Annotated in this window: 13 protein-coding genes; 5 read left to right on the plus strand and 8 right to left on the minus strand. The window is 72.1% G+C overall.

What is annotated here, in order from left to right; translation table 11 throughout:
• Positions 1 to 8: 8 nt before the first annotated feature.
• The 5 genes from ACQPY0_RS33370 to ACQPY0_RS33390 are packed head-to-tail and all read right to left on the minus strand — an operon-like array spanning position 9 to position 3,775.
• The gene (locus ACQPY0_RS33370; protein ID WP_432969501.1) at positions 9 to 1,094 is read right to left on the minus strand and encodes an alpha/beta fold hydrolase; all 1,086 of its coding nucleotides are present in this window, start codon (positions 1,092 to 1,094) and stop codon (positions 9 to 11) included.
• Positions 1,091 to 1,870 carry a 2-oxo acid dehydrogenase subunit E2 gene (locus tag ACQPY0_RS33375; RefSeq protein ID WP_432969504.1) on the minus strand — a complete coding sequence of 260 codons (780 nt, stop codon included), beginning with the start codon at positions 1,868 to 1,870 and terminating at the stop codon, positions 1,091 to 1,093. The genes ACQPY0_RS33370 and ACQPY0_RS33375 overlap by 4 nt, the downstream gene beginning before the upstream one ends.
• Positions 1,867 to 2,094, minus strand: a complete 228-nt coding sequence (locus tag ACQPY0_RS33380) for a phosphopantetheine-binding protein (RefSeq protein ID WP_432969507.1) — start codon at positions 2,092 to 2,094, stop codon at positions 1,867 to 1,869. The genes ACQPY0_RS33375 and ACQPY0_RS33380 overlap by 4 nt, the downstream gene beginning before the upstream one ends.
• Before the next feature lie 57 nt (positions 2,095 to 2,151).
• Positions 2,152 to 3,180: a 3-oxoacyl-ACP synthase III family protein gene (locus tag ACQPY0_RS33385; RefSeq protein ID WP_432969510.1), complete on the minus strand. Its 1,029-nt coding sequence runs from the start codon at positions 3,178 to 3,180 to the stop codon at positions 2,152 to 2,154.
• A 40-nt stretch (positions 3,181 to 3,220) separates the two neighbouring features.
• The gene (locus ACQPY0_RS33390; RefSeq protein ID WP_432969513.1) at positions 3,221 to 3,775 is read right to left on the minus strand and encodes an allene oxide cyclase barrel-like domain-containing protein; all 555 of its coding nucleotides are present in this window, start codon (positions 3,773 to 3,775) and stop codon (positions 3,221 to 3,223) included.
• A gap of 246 nt (positions 3,776 to 4,021) precedes the next feature.
• On the opposite strand from ACQPY0_RS33390, the gene trpD reads away from it, so the two are divergent.
• A complete protein-coding gene (gene trpD / locus ACQPY0_RS33395; protein WP_432995476.1) occupies positions 4,022 to 5,044 on the plus strand; it encodes an anthranilate phosphoribosyltransferase in 1,023 nt (340 codons plus the stop codon).
• Positions 5,045 to 5,345: 301 nt separating this feature from the next.
• Here the strand turns inward: trpD and ACQPY0_RS33400 are convergent, their stop codons facing one another.
• Positions 5,346 to 6,497, minus strand: a complete 1,152-nt coding sequence (locus ACQPY0_RS33400) for an RNA-guided endonuclease InsQ/TnpB family protein (RefSeq protein ID WP_432969516.1) — start codon at positions 6,495 to 6,497, stop codon at positions 5,346 to 5,348.
• Positions 6,498 to 6,656: 159 nt separating this feature from the next.
• On the opposite strand from ACQPY0_RS33400, the gene ACQPY0_RS33405 reads away from it, so the two are divergent.
• Both ACQPY0_RS33405 and ACQPY0_RS33410 read left to right on the plus strand, forming a co-directional pair.
• Complete coding sequence (locus tag ACQPY0_RS33405) at positions 6,657 to 6,728, plus strand: hypothetical protein (protein ID WP_432995478.1); 72 nt, start codon at positions 6,657 to 6,659, stop codon at positions 6,726 to 6,728.
• A gap of 35 nt (positions 6,729 to 6,763) precedes the next feature.
• Positions 6,764 to 7,510 carry a thioesterase II family protein gene (locus tag ACQPY0_RS33410; RefSeq protein ID WP_432969519.1) on the plus strand — a complete coding sequence of 249 codons (747 nt, stop codon included), beginning with the start codon at positions 6,764 to 6,766 and terminating at the stop codon, positions 7,508 to 7,510.
• A gap of 7 nt (positions 7,511 to 7,517) precedes the next feature.
• Here ACQPY0_RS33410 and ccrA read toward each other — a convergent pair whose 3' ends face one another.
• Entirely contained in the window at positions 7,518 to 8,855 is a 1,338-nt protein-coding gene (gene ccrA / locus ACQPY0_RS33415; protein WP_432969522.1) for a crotonyl-CoA carboxylase/reductase, read from the minus strand.
• A gap of 174 nt (positions 8,856 to 9,029) precedes the next feature.
• On the opposite strand from ccrA, the gene ACQPY0_RS33420 reads away from it, so the two are divergent.
• Together ACQPY0_RS33420 and ACQPY0_RS33425 are read left to right on the plus strand one after the other, a co-directional pair.
• Entirely contained in the window at positions 9,030 to 10,049 is a 1,020-nt protein-coding gene (locus ACQPY0_RS33420; protein WP_432969525.1) for a 3-oxoacyl-ACP synthase III family protein, read from the plus strand.
• A complete protein-coding gene (locus tag ACQPY0_RS33425; RefSeq protein ID WP_432969528.1) occupies positions 10,043 to 11,632 on the plus strand; it encodes a 3-hydroxyacyl-CoA dehydrogenase family protein in 1,590 nt (529 codons plus the stop codon). The genes ACQPY0_RS33420 and ACQPY0_RS33425 overlap by 7 nt, the downstream gene beginning before the upstream one ends.
• Positions 11,633 to 11,732: 100 nt before the next feature.
• On the opposite strand, the gene ACQPY0_RS33430 is transcribed toward ACQPY0_RS33425, so the two are convergent.
• Entirely contained in the window at positions 11,733 to 13,766 is a 2,034-nt protein-coding gene (locus ACQPY0_RS33430) for a PAS domain-containing sensor histidine kinase (protein ID WP_432969531.1), read from the minus strand.
• Positions 13,767 to 13,773 lie beyond the last annotated feature (7 nt).

The raw sequence follows: 13,773 nt of genomic DNA on the forward strand, positions 1-13,773 counted from the left end.
GCCCGCGGTCAACCGGACCGCCGGCGCAGCCGGGCGCCGATCCGGGCGGTACCGGCGAGCGCGGACACCACCGCGCGGCGCAGGTCGCGGTCCCCGCGCATCCGCAGTACGGCGGCGACGGTCCACAGTCGCGAGCTGGTGGCGTGGTTGGGCGACCCGTGGGTGTCGTCGTTCTCGATGGAATCCAGGTCGCGCAGGTGCCGGCGCAGGTCGGCGATCTCGGCCGGCGGGATGATCTCGTCGCGGCGGCTGACGACGTAGGCGACGGGGACGCGTACGGCGGTCAGCTGCTCGTCGCTCAGCGCCCACCCGGCGAAGCCGTCGACCAGGTCGTCCCAGGTGGTGCGGGTGAGGTGGGCGAGGGTGTCCGTGGTGATGTCGGGCAGGCCCGCGAGCCAGGTGCGGTCGTGGAAGAACGCTCGGACCGGGGCTCCCGCGGTGACGACGCCCGCCACGCGAGGGTCGTCCGCGGCGGCGCGCAGCGCCATGTGCCCGGCGAAGCTCAGTGCCGTGACGTAGGTACGGTCGACGTCGGCACGGTCGGCGATCCGGTCGAGCAGCTCGGGGATCATCCGCCAGCTCCGCGGGCCGTAGGTCTGCTCGTTCTCGCCGGTTCCCGGCATCTCGGTGACCACCGTGGCGAACCCGGCCTTGCCGAAGAACGGCAGGGTGGGTCCCCACTGTTCCTTGATCGTGACGATGCCGCCCATCATCAGCAGTACCGGGCGGGGGCGGGCCGCGGAGAGCCCGGTCGCCCAGCAGCGCACCCGGCCGGCGGACAGCGGCAGGTCCAGCCGTTCGATGTCGTGCTCGGCGCGCCAGCGCTCGAAGGTGGCCACGCACCGGTCCTGCGCATGCTGCCGTTGCGGCCCGTCGACGTAGGGGAAGCGCGCGATGGCGAAGTGCCGCGCGGCGTCCACGAGCCGGCCCCGGTCGGCGAGTTCCTCGGCGCGCCGGCCCCACTCGTACGGCCACGATCCGGGCCCGTCCCCGGACTCCGCGTCGATGCGGGCCAGCAGCGTGTCGAGGCCCGCGATCTGCTGGCCGCGCGCGTGCACGACGATGTGGTGCTTGAGTTCGGCGAGTTTGTTCATCGCGTCTCCAACCGCTGCGCCGGGGACCGGTCCGGGGCGTAGGTCTCCAGCCCGTGCTTGATCTCGGCGAGGATGTCCGCGGCCTCGGCTCCGTCGATGACCCGGTGATCGAACGTGAGGCTCAGTCGCATGACCGGCGCCACGGCGACCCGGCCGTCCACGGCCACCGGCCGGTCGGCGATCTGCCCGACGCCCAGCGTGATGGCCGTGCCGCCGACGGAGTAGAAACCGTCGACCGGGCGGTGGCCGAGGGACGTGACCGCGAAGGTGCCGAACAGCGCGGCGCGGCGGCGCAGCGGCCGGAACCCCAGGCGGAACACCGCGGCCGCCAGCGGCCAGGGCGCGCGGTGCAGCCGGCGCACCGCGGCGAACTCCGGCATGTCGTGCGGGTCGCCGCGGCGGTGATGATCGATCTGCTGCTGGATGCGCGGCAGGGTCGCGGTGTCGAGGTCGCGCAGGACGCAGGCGAGGACCACACGCCTGCCGTCGAGCTCCTTGTCGAGCGTCAGCTTGCCGCTGACCTCGGGGTAGCGCGCCATCTTCCGGCCGTGCACCGCGGCGTTGGCCTCGGGGTGCGCGGCCAGCACCCGGCCGGCGACCTGGAGGATGTAGGCCACGACCGAGAAGTGCTCGCCGGCCGTGCGAGCGGCGGACCGGTGGGCCCGCACCGCGGTCATGTCGATGTCGGTGTCGAGGAACACTGGCGCGAACGCCCGGATCTCCCGCAGGAAGAACAGCGTGTGCCGGCGCGCCCGGGTGACGGGGCTGATCGTCATGCCGCCACTGCCAGCCGGTAGATGTCGGCGAGGGTGTGTGCGTTCATCATGGCCGGCAGCGACACCGGCCGGCCGGTCCGCCGCTCCAGCATGCTGAGCACGGTCAGCAGGTACATCGAATCCCAGTTGTCGACCTCGTCCAGGCCGCGGTGGGCCTGGTCCGCGTCGATGGATACGCCCAGTTCGTGCTCGATCAGGGCGAGAAAGTCCTCGAGGCTGTTCATGCGGCACCTGTCCTCATCGTCGACACGGATGATCCGAGCTGGTCGGCGGCGTCCGGTTCAGACCGCCTCCAGCGCGAAGCCCGCCTCGATCCACTTGCTCGATTCGATGGCGACCCCGACTGCGCGGTCGCCGGGAGCCATGCGCGGCAGCAGCCGTTCCAGCTGGAAGAACGGCACGGCGTTGCCGGTGTTGCCCAGCTCCGCCACGCAGCTGATCTCCTGCGCGCCCGCGACCGCCATGGCCTCGACGATCCGGGCGGTCATCCGGCCGGACAGCTGCGGGGGAAGCAGGTAGTCGACGTCGCCGTCGGCCCAGTCCAGCGCGTCGACCATCCGGCGTACTGTGCCGGCGGCCATCGCGGGCACCTGGTCCTCGATCGCCTTGTAGTCCTCGACGACGGGCGCGGTCGGCGGCCCGTCGCCCGCGCCGAACCAGGCCACCACCTGGCCGGGCTCGCGGCCCGCGCCGACCAGCCGCAGCTCGACGTGGCGCAGGTGCGCGGCGCCCGGCGCCGGCTCGGTGCGCAGCACGGCGGCGCCGGCGCCGTCGCCGAACAGCATCCCGTTGACCTGTTCGGCGGGGCGCAGCTTGCTCGGGTCGGTGTGCACGTCCAGATGCTTGGCGCAGCTGTCCGCCCCGAGCACGAGCGCGGTGCGGTACCGGCCGGACAGCAGCATCTTGTGCGCCACGTCGAGGGCCTGCACGGCGCCGGTACACCCCGACTGCAGCTGATAGGTCGGCACGCCGTCGATGCCGACGCGATCGGCGACGACGTTGACCGTCGCGGGCATCAGCAGGTCCGGGGACGACGTACCGAGGACCACGAGGTCCACCTCGCCGGGCGTGACGCCGGCCGCGGCCAGGGCCCGCCCGGCCGCCGCCGAGCACATGTCGGCGAGGGTGTACCGCACCTCTCCGGTGTCCAGGTCGCGGGCCAGGTGCCGGTGGTGGGTGCCGATGTAGGTCTGCGCCCACTGCTCCCACACACCGGTGCCGCCGAACCGTTTGCCGAGGTCGGCGTTGGAGATCGGCGGCCCCGGCAGGTCGGTGCCGACGGCGACGACGTAGACGGCGGGCTCGTTCATGCGGCAACCCTCCGGCGCGGCCCGGACCCTGGTGCGATGGTCAGCACAGGACGTAGGTGACCGCGTAGTGCGGCGTGTCGCCGTCGCCGTCGATCAAGGCGAGCGTCCGGTGCCCGTGCCGGCCCGCGTAGCGGCCGCTGAGCCCGGTGACGCTCAGGACGCCGGTCGCCCCCTGCGCGAGGGACGGGCCGAGGATGCCGACCGCCTCGATCGTGCCGTCGTCGAACTCGGCGACGTTGCGGTGCAGCTGCCACAGGTGGGTCATCGGGGGGTCGGCGAGCAGGACGGCGGTGCCGGTGATGGTTCCGACGCGGTTGTCGTCCCGGTCGAACAGCGCATCGACGTACTCGGCTACGGTGCCCTGCTGCGGTAGCCCGCCGTCCACGTGCAGCTGCATCTTCTCCACGACCTCGCGGAGGCCGTCGAGCACGATGCACCGGCCGAGCACGTCGGTGCCCGGCACGTCGGCGGGTTCGATCGCCCCCCGCAGCACGGCGGTGGCGATCGCGAGCCCCTGGGCGCTGATGCCGATGGCGCCGAACGCCTTCGCCTCGTCCAGCCCTGCGCGGGTCTCGTTCGGGTCGATGTCGGACACGGGCGTCCTCCCCATCCGGGCCATGACGGCGGCGGCGCAGTGCCGCGTCGTACGGGGACACGGTCGGCCCGGCCGCTAAAGCGTCGCTATGCCTGTGCTGAAACCGGCAGTGCGCCCCCGGCGTCGGGCCGGTACGAGCGACGGGCTGTGGCGGGGGCGCGTGCTACCATCACGGCCGTCGATCGCGCCGCTGGGAGGACACCCGTGTCTGACGCTGCTGAGCGCTCCTGGCCGCGGCTGCTCACGATGCTCCTGCACGGGCAGCATCTCACCTCGGACGATACGCGCTGGGTGATGCGCGAGGTCATGGACGAGTCCGCCGACCCGGCCGAGCTCGCCGGGTTTCTGATCGCTCTGCGCGCCAAGGGCGAGGAGCCCGCCGAGCTGCGCGGGCTGCTCGACGCGCTGATGGAGCGCGCGGTGCGGGTGCCGGTCGACCTCGACGACATCACCGACATCGTCGGCACCGGCGGCGACGGCGCCCATACCGTGAACGTGAGCACGATGGCGGCCATCGTGGTCGCCGGTGCGGGAGCGCGGGTGGTCAAGCACGGCGGCCGGTCGGTGTCGAGCAAGGCCGGCGCGGCGGACGTGCTGGAGGCGCTCGGCCTGCCGCTGGATCTCGGTGTCGAGGACGTCGCCCGCTGCGTGCGGGAGGTGAACATCAGCTTCACCTTCGCCCCGCGTTACCACCCGGGGCTGCGCCACGCCAACCCGGTCCGCCGCAAGCTCGGTGTGCCGACGGCGATCAACTTCGTCGCCCCGCTGACCAATCCGGCCAATCCCGCCGCGGCCCTGATCGGCTGCGCGAACGAGCGCATCGCCCGCGTGCTGGCGCAGGTGATGGCCGAGCGTGGCACCCTGGCCATCGTCGCGCGCGGGCACGACGGCCTGGACGAGGTGACCACGTCCGCGCCGAGCACGCTGTGGATCACCGACGGCGGCAGCGTCCGCTGCGAGACGGTCGATCCGGCGGACTTCGGCATCGCGCGCAGTGCGCCCGGCGCGCTGCGCGGCGGCGACGCCGCCCACAACGCCATGGTCGTGCACCGCGTGCTGGCGGGCGAGCCCGGCGCCGCCCGGGACGCCGTGCTCGTCAACGCCGCGGCGGCACTGGCGATCCACCACCTCCCCGCCGCCGGTTTCCGCGACGCGTTCGCGGCCGGTCTCGACCAGGCACGCGTCGCCGTGGACAGCGCAGCGGCCGCCACGACGCTCGAGCGCTGGCTCAAACTGGCGCGGTCGCTGAATGCCGAGCGCACCGGCTGAGTGCCGCGTCCGCCCCGTGCCCCGGCTTTTAGCAGGTCTTCAGCCGTCGGCCCTAGGGTTTCGCGGTGTCCGGCGCCGGGCTTTCGCCAACGCGCGGACGAGATGCGGCGAACCTTCCCACGGCATTGCCGGGATTGGCAGGTCAGTGATGGACGACGAGCTGATGATCGACGCGGTGCTCGACGGCGGTCCGGCGACCATCCCGCAGGAGAACCGCCTCCAGCGGGTCCCGCCCGGGCAAGTCAACTACCTACCCATGAATGGGTGGGCTTGCGGGTCACTTCCCTCGCTGGCTGTAAGGTCAGGCCGCGTGTGGGCGGTTGACTGCGCCCCAGCCCACGACACCGCGTGCAGCGATGTTGCGGGCCGCATTGTGATCGGCGTGGGCAACGACCCCGCACGATCGGCAGTGGAAGGTTTCCTGGTCAGGGCGGTTCCGCTTGTCCCGATATCCGCAACCTGCGCACGTCTGGGAGGTGTACCGAGGGTCGACCTCGACCAGCGGTACACCAGCCCGGCGCGCCTTGTAGACCAGGAACGCGCCGAGTTGCTGGAACGACCACGAGTGCAGCGTGACCCGTTGGGGCTTGCGCAGCCGGACCCGGTCGCGGATCCCCGTCAGCTTCTCGACGGCAATCCCGCGACCGGTGCGTGCAGCCTCGATCACAATGCTCTTGGCGATGCCATGGTTGACGTTCGCGGCGTGCCGCGCTTCCTTCTTGCGGCGGCGGGCCAGCAGCCGCTTCGCCGACGCGGTGCCCTTGTGCTGCAATCGGCTGCGCAGCCGCTGCTGGCGCCGCCGATAGCCATTGAGTTCGGCTCCGGCATACCGGGTGCCGTCGCAGTCGTAGGCGATGTTCGCGATGCCCATGTCGACACCGAGAAACCCGGACGGTTCGTAAACCTGCGGTTCGTCGACCTCGACCGTGGCGTACAGCAACCACATACCGTCGCGGTGGACCAGATCAGATTCCCCGATCGGATGCGTCGCGACGGCCTTCAACTGGTCGGCGGACCCGGTGAACGCCACCGGCTTGAGTCGCCCGTGCACGGTCCAGATGGACACGGTGCCGACGTCGTGCTGCCACGACAGCATCCTCGCGTCGTACGGCTGCGCCGCATCCCAGCGGAACATGATCGGGTTGGCCTCAACCTTGTGCCGGCGCCTCGATCCGGGCTTGCCGTAGTTGCCCGCGCGCAGGTTCGCCGCGAGCGCGGCGTAGGCGTCAGTGACCTTTTTGATGACGTGCTGGGCGGCCTGCGCGCCGAGCCCGTAGTCAGTCTTGATCCTGTGATAGGCCTGCCGCCGCAGGTCGTAGTTGCGGTAGCAGCCGATCTCCCGGGCCGTTGCCGCCACGGTCGACGCTGCGGCGTTACAGGCCCGAAGGGTCGCGTCCAGCGCCGCCGCCTGCTCGGGCGCCGGCAGGAGCTTGACCTGCACGACCAGCTTCACCGCCCGCATCGTACATCGAGCAATCGAACATCGAGAACCAGAAACGTCCTGGTCCGTAACGGCGTTCCTCCCGGCCGTGAACGGCCAGGGTTCCCGCCTTATCAACTGCTGAAGATCAAGCTCCCCAACTACGGCGGGTACGAACACTTCGAGCGGGTCATGGACGCCCCGGCGGACCCGCCCGGCCCGGTGGTGTACCGGTGGACCGGCCGCACGAAGATCGCCGAGTGACGGCCTCGTTCCCCCCTGAAGGGAGATCTCGACGGATGACCGCCCTGTCCCAGGCCGCCGACACGTGGTTCCGCCGGTACCGGCCGCCGGCCGCCGGAACCCGGCTGGTCTGCTTCCCGCACGCCGGCGGGTCGGCGGCGTACTACCGGCCGCTGGCGCTGCGCCTGGAGTCCACTGTGGACGCCCTCGTCGTGCAGTATCCGGGGCGGCAGGACCGCCGGGCCGAGCCGAACGTGCCGCGCATCGACGTGCTCGCCGACCGGATCGCAGCCGCGGTGCGCGAGGTGGCCGACCGGCCGCTGGCATTCTTCGGGCACAGCATGGGCGCGGTGCTCGCCTTCGAGGTGACGCTGCGGCTCGGCCCGGGCGCGGTCACCCACCTGTTCGCATCGGGCCGCCGGGCACCCACCCGCTACCGGCCGGAGGCGATCCACAAGGCCGACGACGCGTCCCTGCTGGCCGAGGTCGAACGCCTCGACGGCACCGCCTCGGTGCTGCTGCGCGACCCGGAGTTCATCGACATGATCCTGCCCGGGCTGCGCAACGACTACATCGCGATCGAGACGTACCGGCACCGCCCGGGCGCCCTGGTCGACTGCCCGATCACCGCGCTGGTCGGCGACACCGACCCGCGCACGTCCGTGTCCGAGGCGCGGGACTGGGCCTCCTCAACGAGCGGGGCCTTCGCCCTGCACGTCCTGCGGGGCGGCCACTTCTACCTGGCGGACCAGGCCGCCGAGGTGGCGGCCACGATCTGCGCCACGCTGGCCCCGGCGTCCTGAGGGCCGCTCAGGCGGCGGTCCGGAAGCGGTTGATCGCCGCCTCGTGCCGGGCCCGCAGCGCCGGATCGGTGACGCCGAGCCCTTCGGACGGGGCCAGACACAGCACGCCGACCTTGCCGGTGTGCCGGTTGGCGTGCACGGCGCGCACGGCCGTGCCGACCTCGCCCAGCGGGTAGACCGCCGACAGCGTGGGGTGGACCATCGCCTTGGTGATCAGGCGGTTGGCCTCCCACGCCTCCCGGTAGTTGGCGAAGTGGCTGCCGATGATCCGCTTGAGGTGCATCCACAGATAGCGGTTGTCGTAGCGGTGCTCGTACCCGGTCGTGGACGCGCACGTGACCACGGTGCCGCCACGGCGGGCCACGTACACGCTCGCGCCGAACGTCTCCTGGCCCGGATGCTCCAGGACGACGTCCGGATCCTCACCCCCGGTCAGGTCGCGGATGTGGGCGCCGAAGCGGCGCCATTCCTTCGGGTCGGGGGTGTCCCCGCGCCAGAACGCGTAGCCCTCGGCGGAGCGGTCGATCACCAGCTCGGCGCCCATGGCGCGGACCAGCTCGGCCTTGCGCGGGCTGGAGACCACGCAGATGGGTATTGCGCCGGCGTTGCGGGTCAGCTGCACGGCGTACGAGCCGAGGCCGCCGGCCGCGCCCCAGATCAGCACGTTGTCGCCCTGCTTGATCTGCGCCCCGTTGCGGCTCACCAGCTGCCGGTAGGCCGTCGAGTTGACCAGCCCGGACGCGGTCGCCTCCTCCCACGTGAGGTGCGCCGGCTTGGGCATCAGCTGGTTGCTCTTCACCAGGGCGAGGTGGGCCAGGCCGCCGAAGTTCGTCTCGTAACCCCAGATCCGCTGTTCCGGATCGAGCATCGTGTCGCTGTGGCCGTCCGGCGACTCCAGCTCCACGGACAGGCAGTGCGCGACCACCCGGTCGCCGGGCTGCCAGCGGCCGACACCCGGGCCGGCCCGCAGTACGACACCGGCGAGGTCCGAACCGAGCACATGGTAGGGCAGGTCGTGACGGGCCGCGGTGCCGCCGCGCGCCGCGTACCGGCGCAGGAAGCCGAACGTGTCGAGGGGCGCGAAGATGGAGCTCCACACGGTGTTGTAGTTGACCGAGCTGGCCATCACGGCGACAAGCGCCTCGCCCGGGCCCGGCTGCGGCGTCGCGACCTCGCGCAGGTGCAGCGACCGGCGCGGGTCGCGGTCGGCGATCGGGACTCCGTCGAACATGCCGACCTCGTCGGCGAGGACGACGGCACCCACGTACGACTCCGGGACCGCCAGCCCGGCGATGTCCTCGGGGGTCGCCGTTGCGACATGGATGGCATCGACGAGGTCGTCCACGATCGGCTCCTGCGGATTGGGCTCCGGCGCCCAGCGGCCGCAGCGTCGACCACATCGTTCGGGGCCGGGCTAAACCACCCCTAAACCGGTTCGAGCCACCTTTAGGAGTCGTTTAGGGGGTCGGTCGACGCTGGCCGGCGGAGGGCCGATCACCGAGGAGACCGGGAGACGAGCGTGCGCGACCACGGCATACCGGCCATCGGGATCGTCGGCACCGGCGGCTATCTGCCCGCCGAGGTGGTGTCCAACGAGGCGGTCGCCGAACGCTGCGGCACGACGCCGGAGTGGATCGTGCGCAAGACGGGCATCCGGCAGCGGCGCCGTGCCGCACCGCACGAGGCCACGTCCGACCTGGCGATCCGCGCGGCCCGGTCCGCGCTGGACAGCTGCGGGCTCGCCCCGGACGACCTCGGCTACGTGGTGGTCGCCACCTCGACGCCGGACCACTCCCAACCGGCGACCGCCGGCCTGGTGCAGCACCGCATCGGCGCGACCAGGGCCGGCGCGTTCGACACGAACGCGGCGTGCAGCGGCTTTGTCGTCGCGCTCGTGAGCGTGGCCCGGCTGCTGGCGCTGGAGCCGCCCGGGGCGCCGCGGTACGGGATGGTGATCGGCGCCGACACGTACTCCCGCGTTGTCGACCCGTCCGACCGGCGGACCGCCGCGCTGTTCGGCGACGGCGCGGGTGCCGTCGTGCTGGGTCCGGTGCGGCCCGGTCGCGGCCTCGTCGGCGCCCGGATGTCAAGCCGCGGCGAACTCGGCGACCTGATCCGGGTCGAGGCCGGCGGCAGCCGGTTGCCGGCCTCACCGTCCACCGTCGCCGACGGCCGGCACTTCTTCCGGATGCAGGGGCGGGCGGTGCGGGACTTCGTCCTGGACGAGCTGCCCGCGTTCGTGCGCGACGTGCTCGGCGCGCACGGCGTCGCGCCGCGGGACGTCGAGCACTTCATCCCGCACCAAGCCAACGGGGTCATGCTGCAGGAGGTCCTGATGAAGCTGAACCTGCCTCGCGCACGTACCCATCTGACCGTCGGCGAGCACGGCAACACCGGTTCGGCGTCGGTCCCGCTCGCGCTCGACGACGCCCGCCGCGGCGGCACGTTCACCGACGGAGACCTGCTGCTGCTGACCGGGTTCGGCGGCGGGATGACCTTCGGCGCGGCGCTGGTGCGATGGGAGGGCGGCACATGCTGAGCATCGCGGTGATCGGCGACGGCACGATCGGCACGGCGATGACGGACGCCGCCCGCCGCGCCGGCGCGCCGGTCGTGGCGGCCGAGGAGGCCGACGTCGTCGTCGAGGCCGTCCCGGAGCGGCTCGACGTCAAGCGGGCGGTGCTGCGCCGGGCACACGAGGTGAGCCGGCCCGGCGCGGTGCTCGTCACGACCACGACCGCGCTGCGGGTCGCCGACCTCGCCGCCGGCTGCGGCCGGCCGTCCCGGCTGGTCGGCCTGCACCTGCCCGAACCGGGGTCGGCCACGGTGGAGATCGTGGTGCCGGGTGACGCGCCGCCCGAGGTGCGGGGCGTGGTGCGGGAACTGACCGACGCGCTCGGCTTCACCGCGGTCGCGCTGGAGGACCGGCCGGGGCTGGTGTCCGGGGCGCTGCAGCTGGGGTACCTCAACGCCGCCGTGCGGATGGTGGAGGAGGGCTACGCGTCATGCGAGTCGGTGGACCTCGCCATGGCCCTCGGCTGCGGGCTGCCGCGCGGGCCGTTCGCCCAACTCGACCTGATCGGCCTGGACACCGCCCGTGACACACTCGCCGCACTGTACGAGCGGACCGGCGACCCGCTGTTCCGCCCGGCACCCACGCTGAGCAGGCTGGTCGCCGACGGCCGGCTGGGGCGCAAGTCCGGCGGCGGGTTCCGCACCGAGCCGTCGCACGGCACCGGGGAGGCCGGCGCCGGCCACGCCGGCAACGGCGTCCGGCGGGTCGGGGTCGTCGGCTCGGGCACCATGGCGACCGGGATCGCCGAGGTCTGCGTCCGCGCCGGCCACCCGGTCGACCTTGCCGCACGTACCAGGGAGAAGGCCGCGGCCGCCCGGGCGGCGATCCTTCGGTCGATGGACCGCGCGGTGCGCCGGGGCCGCCTCGACCCGGGTGACCGCGACGCGGCCGCGGCCCGGCTCACCGTCCACGAGAAGCTCACCGGGGTCGCCGGCTGCGACGCGGTCATCGAGGCCGTCGTGGAGGACGCCGCGGTCAAGCGGCGGATCTTCGCCGAGCTCGACGCGTTGTGCCCGGACGCGACGATGCTCGCCACCACGACCTCCAGCCTGTCGGTTCTGGACTGCGCGGCCGGCACCGGCCGGGCGGACCGGGTCGTGGGGCTGCACTTCTTCAACCCGGCGCCGGTCATGCGGCTGGTCGAGCTGGCGACCACGGCGCACACGGCGCACGAGGTGGCCGCGACCGCCGAGGCGTTCTGCCACGGGCTCGGCAAGCGCGCCGTGCGGTGCGGCGACCGGACCGGGTTCATCGTCAACGCGCTGCTGCTGCCGTACCTGAACCGGGCGGCCCGGCTGCTCGGGTCTGGCTACGCCGACGCCGAGCGGATCGACACGGTGATGCGCGACGGCTGCGGCTACCCGATGGGCCCGTTGCGCCTGCTGGACACCATCGGCCTGGACGTGTCGGTCGCGATCCTCGCCAGCCTGCGCGACAGCTTCGGCGACGAGGATCTCGCGCCGGCACCGGCGCTGCGCGACCTGGTGGCGGCCGGCCGGCTGGGGCGCAAGACCGGCGCCGGGTTCCACGCGTACGAGCGGCCATGACCGTGGGTGCGATGAGCAGGCTGGTGTATCGATGCCTTCCGCGGCCCGAGGTCGTCCCTGCCGCACCACGGTCAGCGGACTTCGATCACCGCGGATCCTGTCATGCCGGTTCCGGCCTTTTGCCGTCGATCGGCAATCGCACGGTGAACTCGGTGCCCTCGCCGGGTGTCGAGTGCACCTCGATCGTGCCGCCGTGGCCGTCGACGACCACCGCTCGCGCCAGAGACAGGCCCTGACCGGTGCCCTTGCCGACCTCCTTGGTGGTGAAGAACGGCTCGAAGATGCTCTGCTGGAGGTGTTTCGGGATGCCGCAGCCGTTGTCCGCGATGCTGATGACCGCCGTGGTGCCCTCCGGACGGGTACTGACGCGAATCACCCCCCGCTCGTCCTTGCCCTCCATCGCGTCGGCCGCGTTGACCACCAGGTTCAGGAAGACCTGGTTGAGGTCGCCGATGCGGCAGAGCACCTCCGGCAGATCGCCGAGGTCCAGCACCACGTCGGCGACATACTTGACCTCGTTGCGGGCCACCGTCAGCGTCGTGGTCAACGCCTCGTTCAGGTTCGCGTACGACCGGTCCTTGGAATCCTTGTAGGTGAAGGACTTCATCGCCCGCACCAGCGACGCGACCCGCTCGATGCCCTCCAGGCTCTGGCTGACCGCCGTCGGCACCTCGGCGGTCAGATAGTCCACGTCGGCCTCGCGTTCGGCCTCCGCGGCGCGCTGGCTGCGCTCCTCCCAGGATCGTTCCCCCTTCGGCAGGTCCAGGCAGTCCCGGTAGACCTGCAGCAGATCGAGCATCTGCTGGTAGGCCTCGGCCAGGAAACGGATGTTGTCCCCGACGAACTGGATCGGCGTGTTGATCTCGTGCGCGATCCCCGCCGACAGCTGCCCCAGCGACTCCAGCCGCTGGCCGTGCCGGGCCTCGATCTCCCGCCGCTGCCGTTCCCGCAGCTCGGTGATGTCACGGAAGACCACGACCGTGCCGCCGATTCCGGACGCCACGTCCAGCGGGGTCGAGGAGTACGAGATCGGGAAGACCGACCCGTCCTTGCGCGTGTAGACCTGGTCGTGCCCGTGGATCGACCGGCGCTGGACCTGGGCCTGGAACATGGGGCACTGGCCGGCCGGGAGCGGCGTGCCGTCGGCGTGCTGGAAGTGCACGACGTCGTGCAGCCTTCTGCCGAGCAGTTCCGCCTCGCTCCATCCGAGCAGCTCCGAGGCAGCCCGGTTCAGGGAGGTCACCCGGCCGTGCTCGTCGAGCGTGTAGAGACCGTCGGCCATGTTCTCCATCACGACCGAGCGGAACGCCTCGGCCTGCTTGCGCTCGGTGATGTCGATGACGACGAGTCCGACGCCGATGGCCTCGCCTTCGACCCGGACCGGGTAGTAGCTGGCGAGCCAGGAGCGGACGCGATCAGGCCCGGCGGTCGGCCCGCTCACCTCCACGCAGCGGACGGCCTCGCCGGCCTCCAGCACGTGCCGGAAATGCGGCTCGACCTGCGCCCACAACTCCGGCAGGACGTTGGCCACCGGGCGGTCGATGAGCCGCTCCGCCGGAAGGTCGACCATTGCGGCCAGCGAGTCGTTGGCCCGGACGAACCGCAGCTCGTGGTCGGCGAAGCCGAGACCGACCGGAGCGGCCGACTGGATCGTCTCCAGCAGCGTGAGCGTCTCGGCGGTCTGCTGGTCCGAGCGGCGCAGGCTGTCCTGCAACACCGTCTGATCGTCGATGTCGGTGGCGGTGCCGACCCACCAGATGATGCGACCGTCGGGCCGGCGGACCGGCTGACCCCGGACACTGTGCCAGCGGCGTCGGCCGTCGGCGCGGCGGACCCGGCACGCCAGCTCGAACGGGGACCCGGTCCGGCCCGCTTCCCGCCAGGCGGAGCGGACGCGACGGGCGTCGTCCGGCGAGAGCACGACTTCCCAGCTTCTGTTGAAGTCCGCGTCGGCGGGCAGTCCGGCGTAGTCGAGTCCCCAGCGGTTGACGTACGTCGTCGATCCGCCGGGCGTCACCACCCACATGATGTGCGGGATGGCGTCGGCGAAGAAGTGCAGATCGTTCTCGCTCAGGACGAGGCTCGCGCCGGTTCCGCCCGCCCCAGCCGTCTGGACGTCGCGCTTTCCGAACATGGCGCAC

It is taken from the genome of Dactylosporangium sp. CA-233914 (assembly GCF_050942935.1).
GTDB lineage: Bacteria > Actinomycetota > Actinomycetes > Mycobacteriales > Micromonosporaceae > Dactylosporangium.

Bases quoted from the DNA above. Each gene is read 5' to 3' on its own strand.
- trpD (WP_432995476.1), top strand. From the start codon at position 4,022: ATGCTCCTGCACGGGCAGCATCTCACCTCGGACGATACGCGCTGGGTG.
- ACQPY0_RS33430 (WP_432969531.1), bottom strand. From the start codon at position 13,766: ATGTTCGGAAAGCGCGACGTCCAGACGGCTGGGGCGGGCGGAACCGGC.
- ACQPY0_RS33410 (WP_432969519.1), top strand. From the start codon at position 6,764: ATGACCGCCCTGTCCCAGGCCGCCGACACGTGGTTCCGCCGGTACCGG.
- ACQPY0_RS33380 (WP_432969507.1), bottom strand. From the start codon at position 2,094: ATGAACAGCCTCGAGGACTTTCTCGCCCTGATCGAGCACGAACTGGGC.
- ACQPY0_RS33370 (WP_432969501.1), bottom strand. From the start codon at position 1,094: ATGAACAAACTCGCCGAACTCAAGCACCACATCGTCGTGCACGCGCGC.
- ACQPY0_RS33425 (WP_432969528.1), top strand. From the start codon at position 10,043: ATGCTGAGCATCGCGGTGATCGGCGACGGCACGATCGGCACGGCGATG.
- ACQPY0_RS33385 (WP_432969510.1), bottom strand. From the start codon at position 3,180: ATGAACGAGCCCGCCGTCTACGTCGTCGCCGTCGGCACCGACCTGCCG.
- ACQPY0_RS33375 (WP_432969504.1), bottom strand. From the start codon at position 1,870: ATGACGATCAGCCCCGTCACCCGGGCGCGCCGGCACACGCTGTTCTTC.